General features: G+C 72.3%; 27 protein-coding genes and 1 riboswitch. Of the genes, 15 read left to right on the forward strand and 12 right to left on the reverse strand.

What is annotated here, in order from left to right:
* Positions 1 to 83 precede the first annotated feature (83 nt).
* Entirely contained in the window at positions 84 to 674 is a 591-nt protein-coding gene (locus DKT68_RS17305) for an ECF transporter S component (protein ID WP_109818453.1), read from the reverse strand.
* Between the two features lie 76 nt (positions 675 to 750).
* Positions 751 to 855: riboswitch (TPP riboswitch) on the reverse strand.
* Positions 856 to 960: 105 nt separating this feature from the next.
* Between DKT68_RS17305 and DKT68_RS17310 the strand changes: the two genes are divergently transcribed.
* The 5 genes from DKT68_RS17310 to DKT68_RS17330 all read left to right on the forward strand — a co-directional run bounded on the left by DKT68_RS17310 (position 961) and on the right by DKT68_RS17330 (position 6,145).
* Positions 961 to 1,791 (forward strand): alpha/beta fold hydrolase, encoded by an 831-nt coding sequence (locus DKT68_RS17310; protein WP_109818454.1) that lies wholly within the window; start codon positions 961 to 963, stop codon positions 1,789 to 1,791.
* A gap of 24 nt (positions 1,792 to 1,815) precedes the next feature.
* Positions 1,816 to 2,622, forward strand: a complete 807-nt coding sequence (locus DKT68_RS17315; RefSeq protein ID WP_236646938.1) for an aminoglycoside N(3)-acetyltransferase — start codon at positions 1,816 to 1,818, stop codon at positions 2,620 to 2,622.
* Positions 2,619 to 3,368 (forward strand): sugar isomerase domain-containing protein, encoded by a 750-nt coding sequence (locus tag DKT68_RS17320; RefSeq protein ID WP_109818455.1) that lies wholly within the window; start codon positions 2,619 to 2,621, stop codon positions 3,366 to 3,368. The genes DKT68_RS17315 and DKT68_RS17320 overlap by 4 nt, the downstream gene beginning before the upstream one ends.
* A gap of 149 nt (positions 3,369 to 3,517) precedes the next feature.
* Positions 3,518 to 4,018 (forward strand): DUF6328 family protein, encoded by a 501-nt coding sequence (locus DKT68_RS17325; protein WP_109818456.1) that lies wholly within the window; start codon positions 3,518 to 3,520, stop codon positions 4,016 to 4,018.
* A gap of 120 nt (positions 4,019 to 4,138) precedes the next feature.
* Positions 4,139 to 6,145 (forward strand): acyl-CoA dehydrogenase family protein, encoded by a 2,007-nt coding sequence (locus tag DKT68_RS17330; RefSeq protein ID WP_109818457.1) that lies wholly within the window; start codon positions 4,139 to 4,141, stop codon positions 6,143 to 6,145.
* A 34-nt stretch (positions 6,146 to 6,179) separates the two neighbouring features.
* On the opposite strand, the gene DKT68_RS31500 is transcribed toward DKT68_RS17330, so the two are convergent.
* From DKT68_RS31500 to DKT68_RS17365, 8 genes are all read right to left on the reverse strand, one after another.
* The gene (locus DKT68_RS31500; RefSeq protein WP_167517539.1) at positions 6,180 to 6,347 is read right to left on the reverse strand and encodes a hypothetical protein; all 168 of its coding nucleotides are present in this window, start codon (positions 6,345 to 6,347) and stop codon (positions 6,180 to 6,182) included.
* 21 nt (positions 6,348 to 6,368) lie between these two features.
* Entirely contained in the window at positions 6,369 to 6,977 is a 609-nt protein-coding gene (locus tag DKT68_RS17335) for a hypothetical protein (RefSeq protein ID WP_109818458.1), read from the reverse strand.
* A 68-nt stretch (positions 6,978 to 7,045) separates the two neighbouring features.
* Positions 7,046 to 7,444: a Fur family transcriptional regulator gene (locus DKT68_RS17340; protein ID WP_109818459.1), complete on the reverse strand. Its 399-nt coding sequence runs from the start codon at positions 7,442 to 7,444 to the stop codon at positions 7,046 to 7,048.
* Positions 7,441 to 7,740 (reverse strand): ArsR/SmtB family transcription factor, encoded by a 300-nt coding sequence (locus DKT68_RS17345; RefSeq protein WP_109818460.1) that lies wholly within the window; start codon positions 7,738 to 7,740, stop codon positions 7,441 to 7,443. Before DKT68_RS17345 ends, DKT68_RS17340 begins: the two co-directional genes overlap by 4 nt.
* A 74-nt stretch (positions 7,741 to 7,814) precedes the next feature.
* A complete protein-coding gene (locus DKT68_RS17350) occupies positions 7,815 to 8,681 on the reverse strand; it encodes a metal ABC transporter permease (protein ID WP_109818461.1) in 867 nt (288 codons plus the stop codon).
* A 2-nt stretch (positions 8,682 to 8,683) separates the two neighbouring features.
* Positions 8,684 to 9,445, reverse strand: a complete 762-nt coding sequence (locus tag DKT68_RS17355) for a metal ABC transporter ATP-binding protein (RefSeq protein ID WP_109818462.1) — start codon at positions 9,443 to 9,445, stop codon at positions 8,684 to 8,686.
* A complete protein-coding gene (locus tag DKT68_RS17360; RefSeq protein WP_109818463.1) occupies positions 9,442 to 10,392 on the reverse strand; it encodes a metal ABC transporter substrate-binding protein in 951 nt (316 codons plus the stop codon). Before DKT68_RS17360 ends, DKT68_RS17355 begins: the two co-directional genes overlap by 4 nt.
* A gap of 54 nt (positions 10,393 to 10,446) precedes the next feature.
* Complete coding sequence (locus tag DKT68_RS17365; protein WP_109818464.1) at positions 10,447 to 10,704, reverse strand: hypothetical protein; 258 nt, start codon at positions 10,702 to 10,704, stop codon at positions 10,447 to 10,449.
* Positions 10,705 to 10,731: 27 nt separating this feature from the next.
* Between DKT68_RS17365 and DKT68_RS17370 the strand changes: the two genes are divergently transcribed.
* The 4 genes from DKT68_RS17370 to dusB all read left to right on the forward strand — a co-directional run bounded on the left by DKT68_RS17370 (position 10,732) and on the right by dusB (position 14,308).
* Entirely contained in the window at positions 10,732 to 11,073 is a 342-nt protein-coding gene (locus tag DKT68_RS17370; RefSeq protein WP_109818465.1) for an antibiotic biosynthesis monooxygenase family protein, read from the forward strand.
* A gap of 24 nt (positions 11,074 to 11,097) precedes the next feature.
* Positions 11,098 to 11,577, forward strand: coding sequence for a hypothetical protein (locus DKT68_RS17375; RefSeq protein WP_109818466.1), 480 nt, complete (start codon positions 11,098 to 11,100; stop codon positions 11,575 to 11,577).
* Between the two features lie 114 nt (positions 11,578 to 11,691).
* The gene (locus tag DKT68_RS17380) at positions 11,692 to 13,071 is read left to right on the forward strand and encodes a glycine--tRNA ligase (RefSeq protein WP_109818467.1); all 1,380 of its coding nucleotides are present in this window, start codon (positions 11,692 to 11,694) and stop codon (positions 13,069 to 13,071) included.
* Positions 13,072 to 13,135: 64 nt separating this feature from the next.
* Positions 13,136 to 14,308, forward strand: coding sequence for a tRNA dihydrouridine synthase DusB (dusB, locus tag DKT68_RS17385; protein ID WP_109818468.1), 1,173 nt, complete (start codon positions 13,136 to 13,138; stop codon positions 14,306 to 14,308).
* 60 nt (positions 14,309 to 14,368) lie between these two features.
* Here the strand turns inward: dusB and DKT68_RS17390 are convergent, their stop codons facing one another.
* Both DKT68_RS17390 and DKT68_RS17395 read right to left on the reverse strand, forming a co-directional pair.
* Positions 14,369 to 15,025: a C39 family peptidase gene (locus DKT68_RS17390; protein ID WP_109818469.1), complete on the reverse strand. Its 657-nt coding sequence runs from the start codon at positions 15,023 to 15,025 to the stop codon at positions 14,369 to 14,371.
* Between the two features lie 482 nt (positions 15,026 to 15,507).
* The gene (locus DKT68_RS17395; RefSeq protein ID WP_109818470.1) at positions 15,508 to 17,265 is read right to left on the reverse strand and encodes a beta-N-acetylhexosaminidase; all 1,758 of its coding nucleotides are present in this window, start codon (positions 17,263 to 17,265) and stop codon (positions 15,508 to 15,510) included.
* Between the two features lie 241 nt (positions 17,266 to 17,506).
* On the opposite strand from DKT68_RS17395, the gene ppdK reads away from it, so the two are divergent.
* The 4 genes from ppdK (at position 17,507) to DKT68_RS17415 (ending at position 22,959) form a co-directional block, all read left to right on the forward strand.
* Positions 17,507 to 20,242, forward strand: a complete 2,736-nt coding sequence (gene ppdK, locus DKT68_RS17400) for a pyruvate, phosphate dikinase (protein WP_109818471.1) — start codon at positions 17,507 to 17,509, stop codon at positions 20,240 to 20,242.
* Between the two features lie 239 nt (positions 20,243 to 20,481).
* Positions 20,482 to 20,832, forward strand: a complete 351-nt coding sequence (locus DKT68_RS17405) for a VOC family protein (RefSeq protein ID WP_109818472.1) — start codon at positions 20,482 to 20,484, stop codon at positions 20,830 to 20,832.
* Between the two features lie 12 nt (positions 20,833 to 20,844).
* Positions 20,845 to 22,113, forward strand: coding sequence for a deoxyguanosinetriphosphate triphosphohydrolase (locus tag DKT68_RS17410; RefSeq protein WP_109818473.1), 1,269 nt, complete (start codon positions 20,845 to 20,847; stop codon positions 22,111 to 22,113).
* Between the two features lie 15 nt (positions 22,114 to 22,128).
* Positions 22,129 to 22,959, forward strand: a complete 831-nt coding sequence (locus DKT68_RS17415) for a siderophore-interacting protein (RefSeq protein ID WP_109818474.1) — start codon at positions 22,129 to 22,131, stop codon at positions 22,957 to 22,959.
* Positions 22,960 to 22,966: 7 nt separating this feature from the next.
* On the opposite strand, the gene DKT68_RS17420 is transcribed toward DKT68_RS17415, so the two are convergent.
* Positions 22,967 to 24,175 carry a low temperature requirement protein A gene (locus DKT68_RS17420; protein WP_109818475.1) on the reverse strand — a complete coding sequence of 403 codons (1,209 nt, stop codon included), beginning with the start codon at positions 24,173 to 24,175 and terminating at the stop codon, positions 22,967 to 22,969.
* Positions 24,176 to 24,310: 135 nt separating this feature from the next.
* Between DKT68_RS17420 and dnaG the strand changes: the two genes are divergently transcribed.
* Both dnaG and DKT68_RS17430 read left to right on the forward strand, forming a co-directional pair.
* The gene (dnaG, locus tag DKT68_RS17425; RefSeq protein WP_109818476.1) at positions 24,311 to 26,185 is read left to right on the forward strand and encodes a DNA primase; all 1,875 of its coding nucleotides are present in this window, start codon (positions 24,311 to 24,313) and stop codon (positions 26,183 to 26,185) included.
* Positions 26,185 to 26,721: a hypothetical protein gene (locus tag DKT68_RS17430; protein ID WP_109818477.1), complete on the forward strand. Its 537-nt coding sequence runs from the start codon at positions 26,185 to 26,187 to the stop codon at positions 26,719 to 26,721. The genes dnaG and DKT68_RS17430 overlap by 1 nt, the downstream gene beginning before the upstream one ends.
* Positions 26,722 to 26,754 lie beyond the last annotated feature (33 nt).

Here is a 26,754-nt window from a genome sequence, read left to right on the forward strand (position 1 = left end):
CTCAAGAGGTTCGCGTCAGTCGACTGCCTCTCGTTGACGCAAACCTCTTGATCAACGAGGGGGATGGGGGTGGGGGGTGTGGGTCAGATGGCGGCGCGGTCGCGGGCTACCGGGAACCGGTCGAGGACGCCGGTGTTGGCCAGGGCGCGGGTGAGCGCCCAGCCCCCGGCGCCGGCGACCACCGTGGCGCTGACGACGGTGAGCAGCGCGTACGGGATGCGGTAGTCGGTCAGCTCGTAGTCCGCGTTCCAGACGAAGAAGTCGAACAGCGCGGCGCTGAGCCCGGTCAGCGCGCCGGCCAGCACGGCGGTCGGCAGCCGGAACGACCGGTACCGGAAGGCGGCGAAGGCCAGCTCGGCGCCGATGCCCTGCACGATGCCCTGCGGGATCACCGTGCCGGCCCACTGGCTGCCCAGCAGCGCGGACAGGATCGCGGCGACCGTCTCGCAGTAGAGCGCGGCACCGGGCTTGCGGATGACCAGGCCGCCGACCACGGCCGGCATCAGCCAGACGCCGTAGATCAGGGTCTGCGCCGGCGGGAAGAAGGCGAACGCGCCCTCGGTGGCGCTCCAGACCAGGCCCCAGGCCCAGAAGATGACGCCGAAGGCGACCGCGATCACCGAGGCGACCACGATGTCGATGGTGCGCCAGCGATTGGTGTCGCTGTGATTCATGTGGATGCTCCCAGTCCTGACTGCGAACCAGGAGAAGACGCACGCCGCGCGCCCGGTGGCACCGGACGGCGGCGCGGCTGGAGGTCGACCGAACTCCCTGCGCTGGCATTACCCAGATCAGGTTCGAGGGTCTGCGGGCGTGCCCGCACTCTCAGCGCTGTGCGCTCCCCTGTCGGATGTGAAGTTGTCTCGCTGACGCTAGCACCGACCAGGGGTAACGGCCCAGCAGGGCGTCCGCGCCCTCAGCGTCCTGCCCGCTCGACGCCGGCTGGGTAGGCTCACGATCATGCGGGTTGACGCACGGGGTCTCACGTTCGACGTACGCGCCGGTGGTCCGCCGGACGGCTCGCCCGTCCTGCTGCTGCACGGCTTCCCCCAGCACTCCGGCGAGTGGGACGAGGTCGCCACGGCGCTGCACGCGGCCGGGCTCCGCACGTACGCGCTCGACCAGCGGGGCTACTCCCCGGGCGCCCGGCCGGCGGCGGTCGCCGACTACCGGATCCCCGAACTGGTCGCCGACGCGGTGGCGGTGCTCGACGCGCTCGGGCTGGACGCCGTCCACCTCGTGGGCCACGACTGGGGCGCGATCGTGGCCTGGGCGCTCGCCGCCCGGCACCCCGAGCGGGTCCGTACGCTGACCGCGGTGTCCGTGCCGCATCCGGCGGCGATGGCGCACGCGCTCGCCACCGACGGCCAGCAGAAGGCCCGATCGTCGTACATCGCGCTGTTCCGCAAGCCCGGCAAGGCGGAGAAGGTGCTGCTGGCGTGGAACGCGACCGCGCTGCGCAAGCTCCTCGCCGGGGTGGGCGACGCGTCCCGGGTGGATCGCTACGCCGACCCGATGCGCGAGCCGGGGGCGCTCACGGCCGCGCTGAACTGGTACCGGGCGATGTCCCGCGCCGACCTGGCCGGCGTCGGCCCCGTCGGGGTGCCCACCACGTACGTGTGGAGCGACCGGGACATCGCCATCGGCCGGCCCGCCGCCGAGGCGTGCGCCGCCAACGTCACCGGGGATTACCGCTTCGTCCAGCTGCCCGGCGTGAGTCACTGGATCCCGGACGCCGCGCCCGGCCCGCTGGCCGAGGCGATCCTGGCCCGGGCCGGCGGGACGGCCTGAGCCGGTGTCGGCGGGAGGAACACCATGATGATGGACGCCGGCGGGCCGGGGACCCGGCGCTCGATCGCCGCGCAACTGCGCATGCTGGGGGTACGCCCCGGCGGGACGCTGCTGGTGCACGCCGCGCTGCGCCAGCTGGGCTTCGTCTGCGGCGGGCCGCAGGCGCTGGTGCTCGCCCTGCGTGACGCGCTCGGCCCGGACGGCACGATCGTGGTGCCCACCCACACGCCCGACAACACCGACCCCGCGCAGTGGAGCAACCCGCCGGTGCCGGCGGGCTGGTGGCCGCTGATCCGCGCCGAGATGCCGGGCTTCGACCCGGCGGTCACCCCGAGCCGGTTCATGGGTGTGTTCGCGGAGACGGTCCGCTGCTGGCCCGGAGCGCAGCGCAGCTCGCATCCCCAGGTGTCGTTCGCCGCGCTCGGGCCGGCCGCCGACCGGGTGGTGGCCGGGCACACCCGGACCGACATGCTCGGCGAGGGTTCCCCGCTGGCCCGGCTCTACGAGCTGGACGCCGACGTGCTGCTGCTCGGGGTGGACCACGCCGTGAACACCTCGCTGCACCTGGCCGAGTACCGCCGTCCGGCACCGCCCCGCGAGCGGGTGGGCGCGTCGGTCCGCACCGCCGACGGCGGCCGGGAGTGGGTGTGGTGGCAGGACGTACGGCTCGACGAGACCGAATTCGGCGCGCTGGGCCGCGACCTGGAGGCCACCGGGGCGGTCCGTACCGGACCGGTCGGCACCGGGACGGGGCGATTGATGCGCCAGCGGGCGGCGGTCGACTTCGCCGTGCAGTGGCTGACCCGAAACCGGACGACGGAGGACGCATGACGGTGAGCGCCGAGGCCTACCTGGCCGTGGTGACGGAGACGATCGGCCAGGTGGCCGCCAGCCAGCGGGCGGCGGTGGGGCGGGCCGCCGACCTGATCGCCGACGCGGTACGCGCCGACGGGGTGGTGCACGCCTTCGGCACCGGGCACTCGGAGGCCCTCGCCATGGAGATCGCCGGCCGGGCGGGCGGCCTGGTGCCGACCAACCGGATCGCGCTGCGCGACCTGGTGCTGCTCGGCGGCGAACCGGCCGACCAGCTCGGCCCGTTCCTGGAGCGGGACCCGGCGGTGGCGCACCGGCTCTACGAGCTGGTCCCGGTACGGCCCACCGACGTCTTCGTGCTCGCCTCGAACTCCGGGGTCAACGGCGCGATGGTGGAGTTCGCCACGCTGGTCAAGCAGCGCGGGCACGGGCTGGTGGCGATCACCTCCGCACAGCACTCCGGCCGGATGACCTCCCGCCACCCGTCCGGGCGCAAGCTGGCCGACCTCGCCGACGTGGTGCTCGACAACGGCGCGCCGTACGGCGACGCGACGCTGCCGCTGCCTGGCGGTGGCGCCGTGGGCGCGGTCTCCTCGATCACGGCGGCGCTGCTGGCCCAGCAGGTCACCGTGGAGGTCGTGGCCCGGCTGCTGGCGGCGGGGGAGCGGCCCCCGGTCTACCTGTCGGCGAACATCCCGGACGGCGACGCGCACAACTCGGCGCTGGAGGCCCGGTACGCGGGTCGCATTCGACGAGGCTCCTGACGCCCGTCCGGGCGGTGCCGGCGTCCGAAAGGTGACCCGGAGCTGTCCAGGACGTGTCGTGAACCTGTTTCGCGCTCGGCCGGGTGGGGCATTGGCGTTGCTGCCGGCGGCCAGGACCGCCGGCAGTACCGTCTCACCGGAGGTAGCGCGTGTCCAAGGAGACCGAGAAGCAGCGTTGGCAGCGCAACTTCGCCGACCTGTTGCAGGAGTTGCGGGTCGCCCAGACAGGCGTGCAGATCCTCTTCGCCTTCCTGCTCACCCTGCCGTTCAGCAACGGGTTCACCGACACCACCGAGTTCCAGCGGGACGTCTACATCGTCGCCCTGCTCTCCGCGGCCGCGGCCACCGCGCTGATCATCTCGCCGGTGGCGTTCCACCGGGCGCTGTTCCGGCAGGGGCGCAAGCCGGAACTGGTCCGGTTCGCGCACCGGATGGCCAGCGGCGGGCTGGCCTTCATGCTGATCTCGATGGTCAGCGCGGTGCTGCTGATCACCGACTTCGTGCTGGACCGGCCGATCGCGTTCGTGCTCAGCGCGCTGACCGGGCTCTGGTTCCTCACCTTTTGGGTGATGCTGCCGTTCGCCCGGCGCAGCTGGGGCGAGGACGACATCGACGACGAGGACGACGACCCCCGGACCCTCTCGAACTGACGCCACCGGGAACGACCGAACTCGATCTTCACGGACCGCTACCCCTGGGTAACAACCGGGGGTAGCGTGACGGTAGTCGCGCACGTCGACGCAGCCGCACCGAGGTTCGAGGGGGCAGCCGTGACCACGACGCAGAATGGCCGACCGGCACCGGACGGCCCCGACCCCGGCACCGCCCCGCGCGCCGCCGGCGCCGCGGCGCCGTTGCCGGCGGAGGCCGGGCAGGTCTCCGAGAAGGAGGCCCGGCAGGTCGCCGAGGCGGCTCGCGAGTCCACCTGGGACCGCCCGAGCTTCGGCAAGGAGCTGTTCCTCGGCCGGTTCCGGCTCGACCTGATCGACCCGTGGCCCCGGTCCGACCCCGACGACGTGACCCGCGCCGAGGCCTTCCTCGACCGGTTCCGCGCCTTTTTGGCCTCCGAGGTGGACGGTGCGGCGATCGAGCGCGACGCGTCCATCCCGGACGCCGTGTTCCACGGGCTGGCCGACCTCGGCGCGTTCGGCATGAAGATCGACCGGAAGTACGGCGGCCTCGGCCTGAGCAACCTGCACTACTGCCGCGCGCTGATGCTGGCCGGCTCGGTCAGCCCGGCGATCGGCGCGCTGCTCTCTGCGCACCAGTCGATCGGGGTGCCGCAGCCGCTGAAGATGTTCGGCACCGCCGAGCAGAAGCAGCGTTTCCTGCCCCGGCTCGCCGCGGGCGAGGTGTCCGCGTTCCTGCTCACCGAGCCGGACGTCGGCTCCGACCCGGCCCGGCTCGCCGCCACCGCCGAGCCAACCGAGGACGGCACCGGCTACCGGCTCAACGGGGTCAAGCTCTGGGCCACCAACGGCATCGTCGCCACCCTGCTGGTCGTGATGGCCCGGGTGCCGGCCAGCGAGGGCCGGCGCGGCGGCATCACGGCGTTCGTGGTGGACGGCGACAGCGCCGGCATCACCGTGGAGCGGCGCAACGAGTTCATCGGGCTGCGTGGCCTGGAAAACAGTCTCACCCGGTTCCACGACGTGTTCGTCCCCGCGGAAAACGTCATCGGCGGCGAGGGCAAGGGGTTGAAGATCGCCCTGACCACGCTGAACACCGGCCGGCTCTCGTTGCCGGCGATGTGCGTGGGCGCCGGCAAGTGGGCGCTGACCGTCGCCCGGGAGTGGGCCGCCGACCGGGTCCAGTGGGGCCGGCCGGTCGGCGAGCACGAGGCGGTCGCCCAGAAGCTCTCCTTCATCGCCGCCACCACGTACGGCATGGAGACCATGCTCGACCTGTGCTGCCTGCTCGCCGACGACGACCGCAACGACATCCGGATCGAGGCGGCGCTGGTCAAGCTGTACGCCAGCGAGATGGCCTGGAAGATCGCCGACGAGCTGATCCAGATCCGGGGCGGGCGCGGTTACGAGACGGCCGACTCGCTGGCCGCCCGCGGCGAACGCCCGGCCGCCGTCGAGCAGATGCTGCGCGACCTGCGGATCAACCGGATCTTCGAGGGCTCCACCGAGATCATGCATCTGCTGATCGCCCGGGAGGCGGTCGACGCCCACCTGTCGGTGGCCGGCGACATCATCGACCCGGAGGCGGGGCTGGGCCGCAAGGCCCGGGCCGGCGCGCGAGCCGGGGCCTTCTACGCGAGGTGGCTGCCCACCCTGGCCGTCGGCCGGGGGCAGAGCCCGTCGGCGTACGCCGAGTTCGGGCCGCTGGCCACGCATCTGCGTCAGGTGGAGCGTTCGTCGCGCAAGCTGGCACGGTCGACGTTCTACGCGATGTCCCGCTGGCAGGGAAAGATGGAGCGCAAGCAGGCGTTCCTGGGCCGGGTGGTGGACATCGGCGCGGAGCTGTTCGCGATGTCCGCGGTCTGCGTCCGGGCGTCCGCCGAGCGGTCCAGCCGGCCGGAGAACGTCGAGCTGGCCGACCTGTTCTGCCGGCAGGCCCGGGTCCGCGTGGACGCGCTCTTCACCGCCCTGTGGGACAACACCGACTCGGTCGACACCGCCGCCGCGAAAAAGATCCTCGCCGGCCGGTACGCGGGCCTGGAGGAGGGCGTGATCACCCCGTCCGACGAGCTGCCCTGGGTGGCCGGCTGGTCGCCCGGTCCGTCCACCGCCGACGACGTTCGCCGCCGCATCCCGCCGAAACCCTGACCGGCGCCGTCTGGCGCGTCGCCGTGCGGGGTGGTCAGCGGGCGACCGCCCAGGCCAGCACCGCCGCCAGGATCAGGCCGTTGAGCACCGCCAGGCCCAGGTACGCCGCGGGCGGGATCTTCCTGCCCCGCCGGACGAAGGAGACCAGGACCGCGGCGTAGCCGAGCAGCAGGACGGCGATGACGACCAGGAAGTAGAACACCCGACGACCTTAGCGGCCCGGTCAGCGACCCCTGCCGCGCAGGCCGAGCTGGCGCAGCTCCAGCGCGGCCAGGGCGTCGACGGTGTCGTCGTCGCCGCGTCGCCACGCCTCGGCGACGTCCGGCGCGATCCGGGTCAGCCGGCCCAGCGGCTGGGTGGCGAGGGCACGCAGGGCGAGCAGGTCCCGGCCGGCCGGCCCGGCGGCCAGCTTCGCCGCCGAGGAGGCCCGGCGCATCCAGCGGACCCGCAGCGGCAGCCATCCGAACAGCACCAGGCCGAGCGGGAAGATCAGCACCGCGACGGCGAGGGCGAGCGCGAGCTGGTCGACGAGGTGCTGCTGGTCGCGGCCTGCGTCGGCGAGCGACCGGGCGGCGTCGGCGGCCCGCTGGAAGGGCGCGGTCAACTCGTCGCCGACCAGCGGCACCCGGCCGACCTTGCCGCCGGCGTCGCCCAGGCTGTCGGCCAGCCCGCTGCCGGCGCCCTCCAGCTTCTGACCGGGGACGGCGAGCTTCTGCACGAGGTCGTGCAGCCAGAGCGCGCCGCGGATCGCGACGTACACCCAGGCGACGACGAGCAGGTCGGTGAGCAACTGGCGGGCGGCGGTCGGAAAGCGATCGGCGTAGATCTTCACGCCGGACAGCGTGCCACGAACGGAGGCGGCCCGGCACCCGCCGGATCGGCCGGCGGGACGCGCCGGTGTCAGCGGGCGCAGGTCGGACAGGTGCCGAAGATCTCCAGGGTGTGGCTGACGTCGGCGTACCCGTGCTGCGCGGCCACCCGGTCGGCCCAGCTCTCCACCGCCGGGCCCGCCACCTCGACGGTGCGCCCGCAGGCACGGCACACCAGGTGGTGGTGGTGCCCCTCGCTGCACCGGCGGTAGAGGTGCTCGCCACCCGGGGGCCGCATCACGTCGATCTCGCCCGCGTCGGCCAGCCCCTGGAGGGTGCGGTAGACCGTGGTCAGGCCGACCCGCTCGCCGCGCTGCCGCAGCATCGCGTGCAGGTCCTGGGCGCTGTGGAAGCCCTCCATCTCGCCCAGCAGCGCGCTCACCGCCGAGCGCTGCCGGGTGTTGCGCAGCGCGGCGCCGCTCTCGCTCATGATCCCTCCCCGGCGTGGCTGACCGCGTCCGCCACGATGTGCGCTACGTGCTCGTCGACCAGGCTGTAGGCGATCTCCCGGCCCCGGCGGGAACCCCGCACCACGCCGGCGCCGCGCAGCACCCGCAGGTGCTGAGAAACCAGCGGCTGCGGGGCGCCGAGCTTCTCCACCAGCTCGTGCACGCACCGCTCGCCACCGGCGAGCTCGCTGACGATGGCCAGCCGGATGGGCGCCGACAGGGCACGGAGCAGCTCGCTGGCCCCATCGAACCCGTCGTAGCCCGTTGCGCTGGTCACTCCGCAACGGTAACCAATACCGCCGACATCCCGCTGATCGGCTTCAGCCCGGCACGACGTCCCGCTGATCCGCTTCAGCCCAGCACCACCTCGTGCGGTTCCGGCGCCGGCGCGGCGGCCGGGGCGGACCGGCGGCGCAGCGCCCGCCACACTCCGCCGGCCACGGCCACCACCAGGAAGGAGGCGATCGCCACGAGCACCACCGAGGCGCCCGGCGCGGTGTCCGCCGTCGCCGCCACCCAGACGCCGGAGCCGGCGGCGAAGAGCCCGAGCGCCATCGCGGCGGTCATCGTGCTGCGGAAGCCCCGGGTGACCTGCTGGGCGGTGGCCACCGGCACCACCATCAGCGCGCTGATCAGCAGCACCCCGACCGCCCGCATCGCGATGGTCACGGTGATCGCGGTGGTGACCGCGATCAGCAGGTTGAGGGTGCGCACCGGCAGGCCGGAGACCCGGGCGTACTCCTCGTCGTGGCTGACCGCGAAGAGCGCCGGCCGCAACGCGATCATGGTGACGAGGATCGCCGCGCCGAGCACCGCGATGGTGGTCAGGTCGGCGGACGAGATGGTGGTCAGCGACCCGAAAAGGTAGGCGTTGAGGTTGGCGCTGGTGGCGTCGGAGAGGCCGACCAGCAGCACACCGCCGGCGATGCCGCCGTAGAAGAGCAGGGCCAGCGCCAGGTCGCCGGAGGTGCGCCCGCGGGCGCGGACCAGCTCGATGGCGATCGCACCGGCGGTGGCGACGATCACCGCCACCAGCACCGGCGAGCGGTTGAGCAGCAGGCCCGCGCCGACGCCGGTCAACGCCACGTGCCCGATGCCGTCGCCGATCAGCGTCAGCCGGCGCTGCACCAGGTAGATGCCGAGCGCCGGCGCGGCCAGGCCGATCACCAGCGCGGCGATCAGGGCGCGCTGCATGTAGGGGTACTGGAAGAGTTCCATGCTCAGTTGCTCCACAGCCCGGCGGGCTCGTCGGGACCGTGCGGGTGCACGTGGTCGTGGTCGGGCTCCGCGTGGTGGCCGGCCGGGTCCGGCACGGAACCGTCGTGACAGATGCCGCCCTCGTGGACGACGACCGCCCGGCTGATCACCGGTCGCAGCGGGCCCAGCTCGTGGGCCACCAGCAGCACCGTCCCGCCGCCGGCGACGAAGTCGCGCAACGCGTCGGCGAACGCCTCCTGGCTGCCCGCGTCCACCCCGGCGGTGGGCTCGTCGAGGATCAGCAGCTCCGGTTGGCCGGCCAGCGCGCGGGCGATCAGGGTGCGCTGCTGCTGGCCGCCGGAGAGGGTGGACACCGGGTCGGTGGCCCGGTCGGCGAGGTCGACCGCGCGCAGCGCGGCGTCGACGGCGGCCCGGTCGGCGGTGCCTGGCGGGCGGAGCAACCCTCGGCGGGCCAGCCGGCCGGAGGCCACCACCTCGCGGACGGTGGCCGGTACGCCGCCGCCCGCGCCGAGGCGCTGGGGGACGTACCCGATGCGCTGCCACTGCCGGAACCGGCGCAGCGGCCGGTCGAAGAGGGTGATCGAGCCCCCGCTGAGCGGGACCAGCCCGAGCACGGCCCGAATCAGCGTGGACTTGCCGGAGCCGTTGGCCCCGAGCACCGCGACGACCTCCCCGGTGGCCACGGTGAGCGAGACGTCCCGGAGCACGGGGCGGCCGTCGTAGCCGACCGCCCCGTGCTCGACGGTGATGACAGGTGTGCTCACGAGCAGCTCAACGCCGTCCGCAGGGCCTGCAGGTTGGTGCGCATCACCGAAAGGTAGTCCGCGCCGCTGCCGGCGGCGAGCCCTTCGATCGGGTCCAGCACCGCGGTCCTCGCGCCGACCTGGCCGGCGATGGTCTCGGCGACCTTGGGGCTGACCAGCGTCTCGAAGAAGATCGTGCTGGCCTGGTGGTCCTTCGCCTCCTCGATCACCTGCGCCAGTCGCTGCGGCGAGGGCTCGACGTCCGGGCTCAGACCGGTGATGCCGACCTGCTCGAGCCGGTAGCGGTCGGCCAGGTAGCCGAACGCGGCGTGGCTGGTCACGATCTCGCGGCGCTGGCAGGTTCGCAGGCCCTGGTTGAACTCGCCGTCCAGGTTCGTCAGGTCGGCGCGCAGCGCCGCGGAGCGGGCGGTGTAGTCGGCGGCGTGGTCGGGGTCGGCCTTGCCGAGGCGCTGGGCGAGCTGGTCGCCGATGGCGGCGAAACGGGTCGGGTCGAGCCAGACGTGCGGGTCCTTGCCGCCGCCGTGCTCCTCCTCGCCGTGCTCCTCCTCGCCCTCGTGGTTGTGCCCGCCGGCGCTCGCGTCCAGCAGCGGCTGCACGCTGGTCACGTCGAACGCCCGGTCGCCACCGTTCTGCCCGATGGCCTCGTCCACCGCCGGCTGGAAGCCCTTCAGGTAGACGATCAACTCCGCCTCGCTGACCTGGCCGACCTGGCCCGGGGTGAGCTCCAGGTCGTGCGGCTCCGCGCCGGGCTTGGCGAGGTTGGTCACCCGGACCGCGTCGCCGCCGATCCGCTCGGCGAGGAACTGGAGCGGGTAGAACGCGGCCACCACGTCGACCCGTTGGGGATCGGCGCCGGCGGCACCGCCGGTGGAACAGCCGGCTCCGGCGCCCAGGGCGAGCAGGGCGGTCGCGGCGGCCAGGACACGGGTCGTGGTGCGGTTGGTCATGCGGTCAACTGTCCGTGGCAACGACAATGATTGTCAACAACGCATGATTGCATGTCAGAGCAGCTTCGCCAGGCCCACGGTCACCAGCAGGGTCAGCATCAGCAGTCGGATCAGCCGGGTCTGCGGCGCTTGAACCGGCCAGGTGGTGGCCAACAGGACGATCAGGGCCGCGGCGAGGGCGAGCGTCAGCAGCCCGCCGATCACCCCGGGCGTGAAGAACGCGACCAGCACCACCACCAGGGTGAGCAGGAACACCGACGTCGGGTTCGCCCCGGCCAACCGGGCCAGCAGAGGGCGCTGCGTACGCTGCATCCCACAGACTCTACGAGGAGGAACCCGGTGCTGGTGACCAACCGGTTCGTGGTCGACGTCGATGTCGCCGACGACTTCACCGAACGGGCGCACGCCGCCCTCACCGCGCTGGCCGCCCGCCCCGGCTACCTGCGCGGTCAACTGGTCCGGGCACTGGACGACCCCCGGCACTGGGCCCTGGTCACCGAGTGGGAGTCGGTCGGCACGTACCGGCGGGCGCTGGGCGCCTTCGAGGTCAAGGTGAGCGCCGTGCCGCTGCTCGCCGAGTCGGTCGACGAACCGTCCGCGTACGAGGCGCTGGCGAACGCGGCGCCCGGCGGGGCCGTGGTGGTCGCCGAGAGTGATCGTGCTGCGGGTCCTTACCGCTGAGCCGCCGGGCACTACCCTGCTCCTATGACCGCACCCGCCCCGCCGCCCGGTCCCGGTGTGGCTCCGCCGTTCGCCGCGCCGCCCACCGAGGGCCGCCGCACCCGGCTCTGGATCGGCCTCGGCGTCGGCGCGCTCGCCGTGCTGCTCTGCTGTGGCGGGGGTGGCGCGGCCGTGGTCGGCCTGGCCGTCACCGGCGTGCAGGCGATCCGGGAGCAGGGCCGCACGGTGACCAGCGACTACTACCAGGCGCTGGTCGAGCGGAACTACGGGCGGGCCTACGACCAGCTCTGCGACGACGCGCAGCGACGCGAGTCCCGGCCCGAGTTCGAGCGGCGCGCGGCCGCCGAGCCGCAGGTCGCCACCTACCGGGTCGGTGAGGTCGACACGACCAACCTGACCGTGCCCGTCGACGTGACGCTCGACGGCGGCGACCGGGAGCAGCAGCAGGTCAGCCTCGGCCAGGACGGGCAGACCGGCGGCATGGAGGTCTGCGGGGTGAGCTGAGCCGCCCCCGGTATTCTGCTGGGCTCGGGGCGACGGTGGTCGTACGGTTGTCCCGAACCGACCGATCCATCCACATCTCGCCCCCGCCGACCGCCAGCCGGCGTAGGAGGAAACATGCCCGCAGACCGTATCGACGCCGTCGTCAGCCTCGCCAAGCGCCGAGGCTTCGTCTTCCCCTCCAGCGAGATCTACGGAGGCACCCGATCGGCGTGGGACTACGGCCCGCTCGGCGTGGAGCTCAAGGAGAACGTCCGCCGGCAGTGGTGGAAGACCATGGTCCAGCAGCGCGACGACGTCGTCGGCCTCGACTCCGCGGTGATCCTGGCCCGGAAGGTCTGGGAGGCGTCCGGCCACATCGCCGAGTTCGTCGACCCGCTCACCGAGTGCCAGTTCTGCCACAAGCGGTTCCGGGCGGACCACCTGGAGGAGGCGTACGAGGCCAAGCATGGCAAGCCGCCGGCCTCGCTCGCCGAGCTCAACTGCCCCAACTGTGGCAACAAGGGCACCTTCACCGAGCCGAAGATGTTCAACGGCCTCATGAAGACCTACCTGGGCCCGGTGGAGAGCGACGAGGGGCTGCACTACCTGCGCCCGGAGACCGCCCAGGGCATCTTCGTCAACTACAAGAACGTCGAGACGGTCGCCCGCAAGAAGCCGCCGTTCGGCATCGCGCAGACCGGCAAGTCGTTCCGCAACGAGATCACCCCGGGCAACTTCATCTTCCGGACCCGGGAGTTCGAGCAGATGGAGATGGAGTTCTTCGTCGAGCCGGGCACGGACGAGCAGTGGCACGAGTACTGGCTCCAGGAGCGCTGGAACTGGTACCTCGACCTCGGCCTCTCCGCGGACAACCTGCGGCTCTACGAGCACCCCAAGGAGAAGCTCTCCCACTACTCGAAGCGGACGGTGGACATCGAGTACCGCTTCCAGTTCGGTGGCACCGAGTTCGCCGAGCTGGAGGGCGTCGCCAACCGCACCGACTTCGACCTCTCCACGCACAGCAAGCACTCCGGCGTCGACCTGTCCTACTTCGACCAGACCAAGGGCGAGCGCTGGATGCCGTACGTCATCGAGCCCGCCGCCGGTCTGACCCGCGCGGTGCTCGCCTTCCTGCTGGAGGCGTACGACGAGGACGAGGCGCCGAACACCAAGGGCGGCGTGGACAAGCGCACGGTGATGCGGTTCGACCCGCGGCTGGCCCCGGTCAAGGTGGCGGTGCTGCCGCTGTCCCGCAACGAGGCGCTGTCGCCGAAGGCGAAGGACCTCGCCACGCTGCTGCGCAAGCGCTGGGTGGTGGAGTTTGACGACTCGCAGGCGATCGGGCGCCGCTACCGCCGGCAGGACGAGATCGGCACCCCGTTCTGCGTGACGGTGGACTTCGACACCCTGGACGACAACGCCGTGACGGTCCGCAACCGGGACACCATGGCCCAGGAGCGGGTTGCCCTCGACCAGGTCGAGCGTTACCTGATCGAGCGCCTCCCCGGCTGCTGAGACGGCGGGCACGGGGCCTCGGCCGACGCGGAAAGCGCCGGTCGGGGCCCCGTACACTTGTGCGGTGACTGCCTCGACCCTGCCTGCGCTGCGCCCGTTGACCCTCGGGCGGCACCAGGTGTGGCCGCCGGTGGTGCTGGCGCCGATGGCCGGGATCACCAATGTCGGGTTCCGTCGGCTCTGCCGGGAGCAGGGCGGCGGCATCTACGTCTGCGAGATGATCACCACCCGGGCGCTGGTCGAGCGGAACCCGAAGACGCTGCGCATGATCGCGTTCGGCGAGGACGAGCAGCCCCGCAGCCTCCAGCTCTACGGCACCGATCCGGAGATCACCGCCGCCGCCGTGCGGATCGTGGTGGAGCGTGACCTCGCCGACCACATCGACCTCAACTTCGGCTGTCCGGTGCCCAAGGTGACGCGGCGTGGCGGCGGCGCGGCCCTGCCGTGGCGGCGCCGGCTCTTCGCCCGGCTGGTGAAGGCCGCCGTGGACGCCGCGTCGCCGGCCGGGGTGCCGGTCACGGTCAAGATGCGCAAGGGCATCGACGACGAGCATCTGACGTACGTCGAGGCGGGGCTCGCCGCCCAGGAGGCCGGTGTCGCGGCGGTGGCCCTGCACGGGCGCACGGCCGGGCAGCGCTACTCGGGCACGGCCGACTGGGACGCGATCGCCACGCTCAAGCAGGCCCTCGACGTGCCGGTGCTGGGCAACGGTGACATCTGGGAGGCCGACGACGCCCTGCGGATGGTCGCGCACACCGGCGTCGACGGCGTGGTGGTCGGGCGCGGCTGCCTGGGCCGACCGTGGCTCTTCGCCGACCTGGAGGCCGCCTTCCACGGTCGCCCGGAGCGGCGGCTGCCCACTCTCGGCGAGGTAGCGGTGACCATGCGCCGGCACGCCGAGCTGCTGGTCGACCAGTTCGTGGCGGGCGCCCGCAACCCGGCCCGGGGTGAGCGGGACGGCTGCACCGACTTCCGCAAGCACGTCGCCTGGTACCTGAAGGGTTTCCCGGTCGGCGGCGAGCTGCGCCGTTCGCTCGCGATGATCGAGAGCCTGGCCCAGCTCGACGACCTGCTCGGCAAGCTCGACCCGGCAGAGCCGTTCCCGCTGACCGCCCTGGGCCAGCCGCGTGGCCGGACGAACTCCCCGGGCAAGGTCTCCCTACCGGACGGCTGGCTGGCCAGCAGGGACGACGACGCGGTTCCCGAGGGCGCGGAGCTGGACGACTCCGGCGGCTGACCCGAACGACGACGAAGGGCCGACCCCTGGTGGGATCGGCCCTTCGTGTTTCGGTGTGTGTCAGGAGGCCGAGTAGCCGCGGGTGGCGATCCAGTCGGCCAGGTTGTCGACGCTGATCCAGTACGAGGCCATGTTCGGATCGGCGGAGTCGGCGATCTTCACCGTCTCGCCGCCGTCGCGGTAGCCCACCACGCTGATGTAGTGGCCACCCTCGAAGGAGTGGACGGCGCCATCGACGTCGGTGGTGGTGCCGGCGATGTTGGCGACCACGGCCCGGCCCTCGTCCACGGTGTGCACGATGTCGCCGCGCAGCTTGTCGGTCTGCTTGTCGTCGGCCCGGGCGTCGCGGATCTCGACGCTGCGGTACGCGTCCTTGCCGGTCTCCTTGTTCAGCACCGGCGTGATGTCGTTGATCGAGTTGGTGCCGGCCTCGGTGGTGCCCATCTCCTTGGCCATGGCGTCCACGTCGATGTTCTTGCCCTGCACGGACAGGGCGTTACGCGTGGCGGCCGGGCCGCAGTAGTAGAAGTTGGGCTGGGCCTCGTAGCGGACGTTGAGCTCGCGATCGCCGTGGCCCTTGCGGTCGGTCTGGGTCTGCGTGGCCGGCTTGACGTCCGACATGGCGTACGCGACGGTCACGGGGCCGGCGATGGCGCCGCCCGTGAAGGCGAGGCCGGCAGCGGTCAGAGCGGTCTTGCGGATCAGATCGGTACGCATGATGGCGTGCTCCTCTGGTCGGGGGTGTGATGCGGTCACTGCCACAGGGGCCGCGTGCCGCGAAGCTTGAGGGGGATGGTTCGAGGGATCTGCCCGGCGGCCGGTGGCCTGCTCGGGTGTCCCGGGGGTGTAACCGGGGTGGCCTGCCGGGTGTTCCCGTCGGCTGGCCCCGCCGGCCCGGGGGTCGCGGCGGTACGCCAGGTGTAACGACCCCGACCCGGCCCCGATTCCGCCCGCACAGTGGCCCCGCCCACGGGACGATCCGTGCCAAACGGGATGCCGCATCGCAACGCCCCAGCCGCCGCCGGCCCGCGCACTCCCTCCGCGGCGCTGCGCGCATTGCTGAAGTCCCGGCCCTTGCACTCGGCGCCTGGGGACCGGCGGTAAGTGTTGAGGCTGATACCTCAGAGGCATAAATATGCCTCTGAAGTATCGGGCTTCGCGGTGCGGTTGGTTCCCCGAGGGCACTGCCCCCGCCCGGGTCAGGTCAGGTCGGCGAGGGGTACGGGGGCCGCGCCAGCCCTGTCCCGGGGAGCCGGCAGGGTGGCGCTGGGCTGCTCGGCCGGCCACGGGATCTCCGGTGCCCGGTGGAAGGCGATCCCGGCGGTGAGCCAGCGCGGGCCCTGACCGGCCAGCCGGTCGCGGAACCCGGCCCAGTCGTGCGTCGTCCGGGGCGACCAGCCCAGCTCGGCGATGGCGGGCAGCCGGGGCAGCAGCATGAACTCGATCTCGGCCAGCGAGGTGACCGACTCGGTCCAGAGCGGGGCCTCCACGCCGAGCACCGCCGCCTCCGGCACGCCCGCCACGTGTGACCCCGGATCCCACTCGTAGGCCCGGGGCACGTCGATCAGGCCCGCCCAGTCCTGCCCGAGCGGGGTGTCCGGGCTGTACTTCATGTCCAGGTAGGCGTGGTTGCCGGGGGAGAGGATCACTCGGGCGCCGCGGCGTACCGCTTCGGCCGTGGCCGGGTCCGCACCGTCCGTGCCCCACCACTGGAGGACCCGCCCGTCGACGTGCGCGGCCGGCGCGATCTGGTGCCAGCCGACCAGCGTTTTGCCGGTGTCCGCGACGATCCGCTGCGTCCGCTCGACGAAACCGGTGTAGACCTCGCCCGTGACCTTGAACGCCTCGTCGCCGCCGATGTGCAGCCACGGCCCGGGAGTGAGCGCGGCCAGCTCGCCCAGTACGTCGGCGATGAAGTCGTACGTCCGGTCGTCGGCCGGGTCGACGTAGCTGAAGCCGACCTCGGTGCCGGTGTACGGCGGCGGCGCGACCTTGTCCGGTGCCAGCTCGGGGTACGCGACCAGCGCGGCGTTGGTGTGACCCGGCAGGTCGATCTCCGGCACCACGGTGACGTGCCGGGCGGCGGCGTACTCGACGATGCGGCGGTAGTCGGCCTTGGTGTAGTGCCCGCCGGGCCCCTCGCCGACCTCGGTGGTGCCGCCGACACCGGCCAGCCGGGGCCAGGAGTCGACGGCGATCCGCCAGCCCTGGTCGTCGGTGAGGTGCAGGTGCAGGTGGTTGAGCTTGTAGCGGACCAGATGGTCGACCACGCGCAGCACGTCCTCGACGGCGAAGAAGTGCCGCGCCACGTCGAGCATCGCGCCCCGGTACGCGAAGCGCGGCTGGTCGACGATCGTGCCGCCGGGCACCACCCAGCGCTCACCGACCGGGACCGGGCTCTCGATCGCCGGCGGAAGCAGTTGACGCAGGGTCTGTACGCCGTGGAAGAGGCCGGTGGCGGTGGACGCGGTGATGGTGACGCCGGCCCGGGTCACGGCGAGCCGGTACCCCTCCGCGCCCAGGTTGTCGTCGTCGGTGAGCGCCAGCGCGATGCCGCCGGACGGCGTCGGCCGGGCGGCGTCGGTCACCGGCAGGGGGTACCCGGTGGCGGGGCGCAGCAGCTCGGCGAGCTGGCTGGCGACCGCCAGCGCGGCCGGGTCGGCGCTCGCCACGACGACCGCGTCGGCCGGCAGCAGGAAGTCCTCGGCCGGGGCCGGCTCGACCTGCCCCGGTGCGGGCACGACGCCGGTCAGCCGGACCGGCGCCGGCGGGGCGAGCAGCTCGCTGGCGGTCTGCTCGGCCGTCCGGGCCAGCGTGGCCACGTCCGGCTCAACCGCCGACAGGGGGATCGACGGGGTGGGACCGGGGAGAGGGATTGTCGACACGGCGGCGGCTCCGGGGGTGTATTCGCGTCGGTTATGGCAAAAGTGAGGTCCACCGGCTGGCGTTGCCGTCAAGGGTACGGCGGCAGGCCGGTATGCGTGATCGTGCGCGTGGAAGCGTTCCCAAAAACCGGTACGAACGCGGATAGTCGTGATAGCTGTGCCTATTGTCACCGAACGGTCCCAGGCCACCCGATGTTCGCTTAACCTTCGCCCACCGATCGGCGTCGACCCCGGGATTACCGGTGGTCCGTCCCGGGGTATGAGGAAACTGAACCTTCGTTAAGTGTCAATCCGGCGCGCGTGGGAGGCTCTGGTGGCAGCGCAAGAGACCGTCGATCACAAGTACGTCTACGACTTCACCGAGGGCAACAAGGACCTCAAGGACCTGCTCGGCGGCAAGGGCGCGAACCTCGCCGAGATGACCAACCTCGGCCTGCCGGTTCCGCCCGGCTTCACCATCACCACCGAGGCCTGCCAGGCGTACCTGGCGACCGGCCGCCAGCCGGACGGGCTCGCCGGCCAGATCGAGGCGCACCTGGAGTCGCTGGAGCGCGCGATGGGCAAGCGCCTCGGCGACCCGCAGGACCCGCTGCTGGTCTCCGTGCGTTCCGGCGCCAAGTTCTCCATGCCCGGCATGATGGAGACCGTCCTCAACGTCGGTCTCAACGACCAGAGCGTGGAAGGCCTCGCACGACAGGCCGGCGGCTCGGCTGGCCAAGCCGCTTCCGGCGGCGCAGACCGGTTCGCCTGGGACTCCTACCGGCGACTCATCCAGATGTTCGGCAAGACCGTCTGCGAGGTGCCGGGCGAGGAGTTCGAGCACGCCCTCGACGACATCAAACGGGCCAAGGGCACCCACAACGACCTGGACCTGGACGCCGACGACCTGCGCAGGCTGGTCGACGGGTACAAGAAGATCTTCCTGAAGCACACCGGCCGCGAGTTCCCGCAGCAGCCGCGCGAACAGCTCGACCTGGCGATCCGGGCGGTCTTCGAGTCGTGGAACGCGGAGCGCGCGGTGCTCTACCGCCGCCAGGAGCGGATCCCGGCCGACCTCGGCACCGCGGTCAACGTGGTGACCATGGTCTTCGGCAACCTCGGCCCGGATTCCGGCACCGGCGTCGCGTTCACCCGTGACCCGGCCAGCGGCGCGCAGGGCATCTACGGCGACTACCTGGCCAACGCCCAGGGCGAGGACGTGGTCGCCGGCATCCGCAACACGGTGCCGTTGCAGGAGCTGGAGCAGCTGGACAAGGCCTCCTACGACGAGCTGCTCTCGATCATGGCCCGGCTGGAGGAGCACTACAAGGACCTCTGCGACATCGAGTTCACCATCGAGCGCGGCAAGCTCTGGATGTTGCAGACCCGGGTCGGCAAGCGCACCGCCGCCGCCGCGTTCGTCATCGCCGGGCAGCTCGTCGACGAGGGCCTCATCGACCTGGACGAGGCGCTGCACCGGGTCAACGGCGCCCAGCTGGCCCAGCTGATGTTCCCCCGCTTCCAGCTCGACCACGACTTCCAGCCGGTCGCCAAGGGCATCGGCGCCTCACCCGGCGCCGCGTCCGGCACGGTGGTCTTCACCTCCGCCCGCGCCGTCGAGCTGGCCGCCGAGGGCAAGTCGGTGATCCTGGTCCGCCGGGAGACCAACCCGGACGACCTGAACGGCATGATCGCCGCCCAGGGCATCCTCACCTCGCGTGGCGGTAAGACCAGCCACGCCGCCGTGGTGGCCCGGGGGATGGGCAAGACCTGCGTCTCCGGCGCCGACGAGATCGACGTGAACGTGCCGGCGAAGCGGTTCACCGTCGCCGGGCAGACCGTCGTCGAGGGCGACGTCGTCTCCATCGACGGCACCACCGGCAAGGTCTACCTGGGCAGGGTGCCGGTCATGCCGTCGGAGGTGGTGCAGTACTTCGAGGGCAGCCTCGACCCGGCGCACATCGACAACGCGCTCGTCCGTGCCGTACACCGGATCATGACGCACGCCGACGGCAAGCGGCGGCTGGCGGTCCGCACGAACGCCGACACCGGCGCGGACGCGGCCCGCGCCCGGCGCTTCGGCGCCGAGGGCATCGGGCTGTGCCGCACCGAGCACATGTTCCTCGGCGACCGGCGCGAGCTGGTCGAGCGGCTGATCCTGGCCCGGGCCGAGGGCGAGCGGGAGGCGGCGCTGGCGGCCCTGCTGCCGTTGCAGCGGGCCGACTTCGAGGAGATCTTCCGCGAGATGGACGGCCTGCCCGTCACCGTCCGGCTGATCGACCCGCCGCTGCACGAGTTCCTGCCGCCGCTGGAGCAGCTCGCCGTCAACGTGGCGGTCGCCCAGGAGCGCGGCGAGGACGTGGCCAAGGAGGAGGCGCTGCTCGCCGCCGTCCGGCGGATGCACGAGGAGAACCCGATGCTCGGGCTGCGGGGCGTCCGCCTCGGCCTGGTCATCCCCGGCCTCTTCGCGATGCAGGTCCGGGCCATCGCCGAGGCGGCCGTCACCTGCGCCCGTGCAGGCGGGACAGCCAAGCCGGAGATCATGGTGCCACTGGTCGGCGCCGTGCAGGAGCTGGAGACGGTCCGCGCCGAGGCCGAAAAGATCATCGCCGAGGTGGTCGGGGACAGCGGCGTCGAGGTGCTGATCGGCACCATGATCGAGGTGCCCCGGGCGGCGCTGACCGCCGGGCAGATCGCCGAGGCGGCGGAGTTCTTCTCCTTCGGCACCAACGACCTGACCCAGATGGGCTGGGGCTTCTCCCGCGACGACGTCGAGGGCGCGTTCTTCTGGCGCTACCTGGAGCTGGGCATCTTCGGCATCTCGCCGTTCGAGTCGATCGACCGTGACGGCGTCGGCCGGCTGGTGCGGATCGCCGCCGAGGAGGGCCGGGCCGCCCGGCCCGGGCTGAAGCTCGGTATCTGCGGTGAGCACGGCGGCGACCCGGACTCGGTGCACTTCTTCCACGAGGTCGGCCTGGACTACGTCTCCTGCTCACCGTTCCGGGTGCCGGTGGCCCGGCTGGAGGCCGGCCGCGCGGTCATCGAGACCGACGGCTCGGACAGCCGCTGACGCGGAGCCGGCGACGGCCCCGGGCTCCGGGGCCGTCGCCGGCGCATGCTCAGACCGGCGGCCGACGCCAGGTGGGGAGTCCGTAACTCTCGGCAATCTGCTGGCAACTCCAGGTCGGTCCGCGGTTGCGCACCCATGGGCGGGGCGTCGCGGGCAGGCCGGGTGGCTCCGTCGGGCGTAATCTTGGCTCGCCCGCGCAGCCCCGGTTGCGCACGCCGTCGAGGGGGAAGGGTGATTGCATGACCAGCGTCTGGGAGAGCCTGACCGTCGACGCCCGCGATCCGGCCCGACTGGCCCGCTGGTGGGCCGAGGCGCTCGGCTATCAGATCGTCATTGAGAAGCCGGACGAGGTGGAGATCCGCCAGTCCGCCGACCGGCTCCCCGGCCTGGTGTTCGTGCCGGTGACCGACGGCAAGGAGCGGAAGAACCGGCTGCACCTGGACCTGCGCCCCGCCGACCAAGAGGCTGAGGTCGAGAGGCTGGTCGACATGGGCGCCCGGCACGTCGACATCGGCCAGGGCGACGTGGAGTGGACGGTGCTGGCCGACCCGGAGGGCAACGAGTTCTGCGTCTTGCGGCAGAAGGCCTAGGCCGGTGACCGGTTGACGGCAGCGCCGTCCGCCCCGGCGGACGCCCGGCTGGTCGAGGAGGCTCCCAAGGACACCGGCCACCGCCGGTCGCCGTACGAGCGCGACCGCGCCCGGGTGCTGCACTCGGCGGCGTTTCGCCGGCTGGCCACCAAGACCCAGGTGCACACCGCCGGCACCGACGACTTCCTGCGTACGCGGCTGACCCACTCGTTGGAGGTCGCCCAGATCGCCCGGGAGATGGGTGCCTGGTTGGGCTGCGACCCGGACGTGGTGGACGTCGCCGGGCTCGCGCACGACCTCGGGCACCCGCCGTTCGGGCACAACGGCGAGGCGGCCCTGGATCTGCTCGCCACACCCTGCGGCGGTTTCGAGGGCAACGCCCAGACGCTGCGGGTGCTGACCCGGCTGGAGGCGAAGGTGTTCGCCCCGTCCGGCTCGTCCGCCGGGCTGAACCTCACTCGGGCCTCGCTCGACGCCATCGGCAAGTACCCCTGGCCGCGTCGCCCCGGGCAGCGGAAGTTCGGGGTGTACGCCGACGACGTGCCCGTCTTCGGCTGGATCCGGGCCGGCGCGCCGGGCGACCGGCGCTGCCTCGAGGCGCAGGTGATGGACTGGGCCGACGACGTCGCGTACTCGGTGCACGACGTGGAGGACGGCATCCACGGCGGGTACGTCACGCTGCGCCCGCTGCTCGCCGACGCCGACGAGCGGGCGGCCCTCTGCGCGGACGTGGCCGCCACCTACTCCGGGGAGTCCCCGGTCGACCTGGCCGAGGTGCTGGTGGATCTGCTGGCCGACCCGCTGCTCGCCCCGCTCGCCGGGTACGACGGCAGCCACCGCGCGCAGGCCGCCCTGAAGGCCACCACCAGCGGGTTGACCGGTCGGTTCGTCTCCGCGGCGGTGGCCGCCACCGAGGAGCGGTTCGGCCCCGGCCCGCACCGCCGCTACGCCGCCGACCTGGTGGTGCCACGGCGGGTCCGCGCTCAGTGCGCGCTGCTCAAGGGCATCGCGCTGCGCTACGTGATGCGTCGCCCGGGCTTCCGGGGCCGCTACGAGCGGCAGCGGGTGATGCTGGCCGAGCTGGTGGCCGCGCTGGTCGCGCGGGCGCCGGACGGGCTCGATCCGGTCTTCGCCCCGCTGTGGCGGGCCGCGCCGGACGACGCCGCACGGCTGCGGGTGGTGATCGACCAGGTCGCCTCGCTCACCGACCCGGCGGCGGTGACCTGGCACACCCGTCTGGTCAACGGCACCGCACCGCCGGTGGGCGACGGCCGAGATTAGGCTAGCCTAAGTGGCATGACGGAACGCCCCAGGAACGTCACCTCGGTCCGGGTGCTGCGCACCGAACGGCCCACCCCGCACCTGATCCGGCTCGTCCTCGGCGGGGACGGGTTGGCCGACCTGCCGGTGGGCGAGTTCACCGACCACTACATCAAGCTGGTCTTCCCGCAGCCCGGCGTGGCGTACCCGCAGCCGCTGGACCTCGCCGCGATCCGGCGGGACCTGCCCCGGGAGCAGTGGCCCCGGCTGCGCGCGTACACGGTGCGACGGTGGGACCCGCTGGCCGAGGAGCTGACCGTCGACGTGGTGCACCACGGCGACGAGGGGCTGGCCGGGCCCTGGGCGGCCGCGCTGCGCCCCGGCGACCCGGTGCACTTCGTGGGTCCCGGCGGGGCGTACGCCCCGAGCCCGGACGCCGACTGGCACCTGCTGGTCGGCGACGAGAGCGCGTTGCCGGCGATCGCCGCGGCCCTGGAACGGCTGCCGCTGGGCGCCCCGGCCCGGGTCTTCGTGGAGATCGCCGACCGGGCGGAGGAGCAGAAGCTGCTCAGCCCGGGTGCGGTCGAGTTCACCTGGCTGCACCGGGGGGAGCGTCCCGTGGGCGCCGCCCTGGTGGCGGCCGTTCGGGAGCTGGAGTTCCCGCCGGGCCAGGTGCACGCCTTCGTCCACGGTGAGGCGACCTTCGTCCGGGAGCTGCGCCGGCTGCTGCGCGTCGAGCGCGGCGTGCCCGCCGGCCAGCTCTCCATCTCCGGCTACTGGCGGCGCGGCATGGACGACGAGGGCTGGCGCTCGACCAAGGCCGACTGGAACCGGCAGGTGGCGGCCGAGGAGACCACGGCAGCCTGAGCAGCGGTCAGCCGTCGGACTGCTGATCCCACTCCTCGCGGACCGCGGCGAGTCGCCGGTTGAGCAGCACCGCGTACGCGACGACCGACGCGGCGAGCAGGACCAGCAGCAGCCGCGGCCCGCGTACCGTCGCGGCGACCAGGCCGACCGAGGCGACCCCGAAGCCGGTGACCGCCAGCCGTGCCCTGGTCGGTCGGGTCGACAGCGCGAACAGGCCGAGCCCGCACAGCGTCCAGACCATCACCGAGGCGGCCAGCACCAGCCGCAGCTCCAGCGGCAGACGGGTCGCGCCGGCGTCGACCAGCCGGACCGTCTCCCCGAGCGACCAACCGAGCAGCAACAGCCCACCGCCCAACGGGATGTGCAGATAGGTGTACGCCTGTCCGGCGCGCAGCCGGGTCACCGCCAGGCCGGTGGTGACGAAGGTGGTGTAGACCCACCAGACGGCGGCCGGTACCACGAAGGCCAACCCGGCGTTGATGATCATGTGGGGTCGGGGGTGGTCCGGCACCGCGAAGAGCAGGCTGGCCAGCGCGCTGCCCAGCACGATGATGGTGAACTGCCCGACTCGTTCCGGCAGGTGCCGGCTGTCCACCGGCCACTGCTCGAGCCGGCGTCGGCCGACCCACGGCGTGGCCAGCTCGACGACCATCGCGACGATCCACAGCACCGGGCGCAGCGTGGTCGGCACGGCCAGCGAGACCAGCCAGATCAGCCAGCCCAGCCCGAAGCCGATCAGGTAGACCGACGTCACCGTGCGGGCCGTCGGGCTGGTCGGCCGGGCCCGCACGTACAGCAGGAGCAGTACGCCCCGGACGATCAGGTACCCGACCGGCAGCAGCGCGCTCTCCGGCACCTCGTCCACGCCGAGCGTCATCGCGCCCGCGCCGACCAGCGCGACCAGCACCAGCAGCCGGTGCGGCAGGTCGTCCGGGTGGAACCGGGTGTCGTAGTAGACCTGCCCCATCCAGGCCCACTGGACCACCAGGAAGAGCCCGCTCACGGCCAGCATGGCGTTGAGCGACGGGGTCGGGTCGGTGCCCAGCCGGGCCACCACCGCCGCCAGCGCGTACACGAAGATGACGTCCAGGAAGAGTTCCAGCCAGGTGGCGTGCCGATGCCCGGCCTCGTCGGTCAGCGGGGCGGGACCGCGCACACCCAGCCGCCCGGCCAGCCATCCCGGGAAGCGGGCGCCGACGGTCCGTCCCCTCCGCATCTGGTCATGATCCCCGCGCGGCCCCGGCTCGGGGTGGGAACCGGCGAGCCGGCAGCGGCGGCCGCCACACCGGGCGTGCCCCGGCCGGCGTGCCGCCGGTCCGGCAGGGCAGGATGTACGGCGAGGGGGTGGCGCATGGCTGGGCGGATCCGGGACGAGGACATCGCACTGGTCCGGGAACGCACCTCGATCGGGGACGTGATCTCCGAGACGGTCACCCTGAAGTCCGCCGGCGGCGGCAACCTCAAGGGCCTGTGCCCGTTCCACGACGAGAAGAGCCCGTCCTTCAACGTCTCACCGGCCCGCAACGTCTGGTACTGCTTCGGCTGCGGGGCCGGCGGTGACGCGATCAAGTTCCTGATGGACGCCGAGCACCTCAGCTTCGTCGAGTCCGTCGAGCGGCTGGCCGGTCGCGCCGGCATCCAACTGCGCTACGTCGAGGACGACCGGGGCGCCACCCCGCGCCCCCGCCCCCAGCAGGGCCAGCGCCAGCGACTGGTGGCCGCGCACGCCGCCGCCGTGCAGTTCTACCGGGCGCAGCTCAGCACCGCCGGGGCCCGGCCGGCGCGGGAGTTCCTGGCCCAACGTGGCTTCGACCGGGCCGCCGCCGAGCGCTACGGCTGCGGCTTCGCGCCGGAGGGCTGGGACCTGCTCACCAAGCACCTGCGCCAGCAGGGCTTCAGCCACCAGGAGCTGGTCACCGCGGGGCTGTCCCGGGAGTCCCGCTCCGGCACGCTCATCGACCGGTTCCGCCGCCGCCTGCTCTGGCCGATCCGCGACCTCGCCGGCGACGTGATCGGCTTCGGCGCCCGCAAGCTCTTCGACGACGATGACGGCCCGAAGTACCTGAACACCCCCGAGACGCCGATCTACAAGAAGTCGCACGTGCTCTACGGCATCGACCAGGCCAAGCGGGAGATCGCCAAGCAGGGCCGGGCGGTGATCGTCGAGGGGTACACCGACGTGATGGCCTGTCACCTGGCCGGCGTGACCACGGCGGTGGCGACCTGCGGCACCGCGTTCGCCGCAGACCACATATCTGTTTTGCGCCGGCTTCTGCTTGATAGTGACGAGGTGACAGGCGAGATCATCTTTACCTTTGACGGTGATGCTGCCGGGCAAAAGGCCGCACTGCGCGCCTTTGAAGACGATCAGCGCTTCGTTGGGCGCACATTCATTGCGGTTAGCCCTGACAACATGGATCCGTGCGAGTTGCGCCTAGCTAAGGGCGACCTGGCGGTCCGCGACCTGGTCGCGAGCCGCGAGCCGCTCGTTGACTTTGCCCTGCGCCACGTAGTCAGTCGATATGACCTAGATACCGTAGATGGGCGCATCGAAGCCATGCATCGGGCTGCCCCGCTCGTAGCTATGGTGAAGGATCGGGAAAAGCGTGAAGGGTACGGCCGCAGACTCGCCGAGGACCTTCTCGGCATGGAAATCGACGTGGTGCAGCGCGCGGTGCGTGCCGCTAGCACGACCTCGCGGGCTAGAGACGCAGCACCGGTTGCGCGAGATAATTCCGGCTTGCCTGTCGTTGACAGCCCACAGGCGAGGGTGGAGCGCGAAGCGCTGAAGCTTGCTCTTCAGGAGCCCGCCCTAGCCGGGCCGATGTTTGACGCAGTAGAAGCCGTTGAATATCGCAACCCTGTCCATGCATCCTTGCGTGCAGCCATTGCTGCAGCCGGAGGCGCATCAGCGGCGACTGGTGGTGCAGTTTGGATACAGAAGGTTCGCGATTCCTGCGAGGATCTGGCAGCACAGGCCCTCGTGGGCGAACTATCGGTCGAACCACTTCGCTTGGACGGCCCGCCTGATCCCAGATATGTCGCAATTCAGCTGGCAGGCCTGCAACGCGGCTCTGTTGCTGCCCGCATCCGGGAAGCCAAGTCTAAGCTTCAACGCGTGAATCCGGTTAGTGACAAGGACACTTACTTCGCCTTGTTCGGGGAGTTGCTATCCCTTGAGCAGCATGGGCGCGCACTGGGGGAACAGGCGGCGGGAGGGCTGTGATGGGACTGTTCAGCCGAAAGCCCAAGCTTCCACCGGCCAACCGGCCACCGCTGGCCGCCGACGAGCGGGTGCTCGCCTGGGCGGCCGTGGGCAACGGCGAGGGCGACGGGGTGGTGGTGGCCAGCAACCTCGGCTTGTGGCTGCCCGGCCGGGGGCACCGGCTCGGCTGGCACGCCATCCTCAAGGCGGTCTGGTCCGGCCGGGAGCTGACCGTCACGCCCGCCGAGACCCTCGCCGAACGCGACGGCTACACGATGGTCGCCGACGGCCCGGCCGAGACGTACCTGCTGCTCGACCCGGGTGACCTGCCGCACCAGGTGCGGGCGCGGGTGACCCGCTCGGTCGCGTACACCGCACACCACCCGGTGCCCGGCGGCGCGGCGCGGGTCGCGGCCCGGCGCGCGGCCGGCGTGGACGGGCTGACCTGGACCGTCCGCCTCGACCCCGGCACCCCGCCGGACGAGGAGGCCCTGCTCGCCGAGACCGACCGCCTGGTCACCGCGGCCCGCGCCGCCACCGCGCCGGTCGACGGGTAGCCGGCCGGGCGGCCCCTCGACCGCCCGGCCGCC

Source organism: Micromonospora acroterricola, assembly GCF_003172955.1.
GTDB lineage: Bacteria > Actinomycetota > Actinomycetes > Mycobacteriales > Micromonosporaceae > Micromonospora > Micromonospora acroterricola.

Coding starts and splice junctions, on each gene's coding strand:
- DKT68_RS17305 (WP_109818453.1), bottom strand. CDS start 674: ATGAATCACAGCGACACCAATCGCTGGCGCACCATCGACATCGTGGTC.
- DKT68_RS17310 (WP_109818454.1), top strand. CDS start 961: ATGCGGGTTGACGCACGGGGTCTCACGTTCGACGTACGCGCCGGTGGT.
- DKT68_RS17315 (WP_236646938.1), top strand. CDS start 1,816: ATGATGATGGACGCCGGCGGGCCGGGGACCCGGCGCTCGATCGCCGCG.
- DKT68_RS17320 (WP_109818455.1), top strand. CDS start 2,619: ATGACGGTGAGCGCCGAGGCCTACCTGGCCGTGGTGACGGAGACGATC.
- DKT68_RS17340 (WP_109818459.1), bottom strand. CDS start 7,444: ATGAGCGAGAGCGGCGCCGCGCTGCGCAACACCCGGCAGCGCTCGGCG.
- DKT68_RS17350 (WP_109818461.1), bottom strand. CDS start 8,681: ATGGAACTCTTCCAGTACCCCTACATGCAGCGCGCCCTGATCGCCGCG.
- DKT68_RS17360 (WP_109818463.1), bottom strand. CDS start 10,392: ATGACCAACCGCACCACGACCCGTGTCCTGGCCGCCGCGACCGCCCTG.
- DKT68_RS17365 (WP_109818464.1), bottom strand. CDS start 10,704: ATGCAGCGTACGCAGCGCCCTCTGCTGGCCCGGTTGGCCGGGGCGAAC.
- DKT68_RS17375 (WP_109818466.1), top strand. CDS start 11,098: ATGACCGCACCCGCCCCGCCGCCCGGTCCCGGTGTGGCTCCGCCGTTC.
- DKT68_RS17380 (WP_109818467.1), top strand. CDS start 11,692: ATGCCCGCAGACCGTATCGACGCCGTCGTCAGCCTCGCCAAGCGCCGA.
- DKT68_RS17390 (WP_109818469.1), bottom strand. CDS start 15,025: ATGCGTACCGATCTGATCCGCAAGACCGCTCTGACCGCTGCCGGCCTC.
- DKT68_RS17405 (WP_109818472.1), top strand. CDS start 20,482: ATGACCAGCGTCTGGGAGAGCCTGACCGTCGACGCCCGCGATCCGGCC.
- DKT68_RS17415 (WP_109818474.1), top strand. CDS start 22,129: ATGACGGAACGCCCCAGGAACGTCACCTCGGTCCGGGTGCTGCGCACC.
- DKT68_RS17420 (WP_109818475.1), bottom strand. CDS start 24,175: ATGCGGAGGGGACGGACCGTCGGCGCCCGCTTCCCGGGATGGCTGGCC.
- dnaG (WP_109818476.1), top strand. CDS start 24,311: ATGGCTGGGCGGATCCGGGACGAGGACATCGCACTGGTCCGGGAACGC.
- DKT68_RS17430 (WP_109818477.1), top strand. CDS start 26,185: ATGGGACTGTTCAGCCGAAAGCCCAAGCTTCCACCGGCCAACCGGCCA.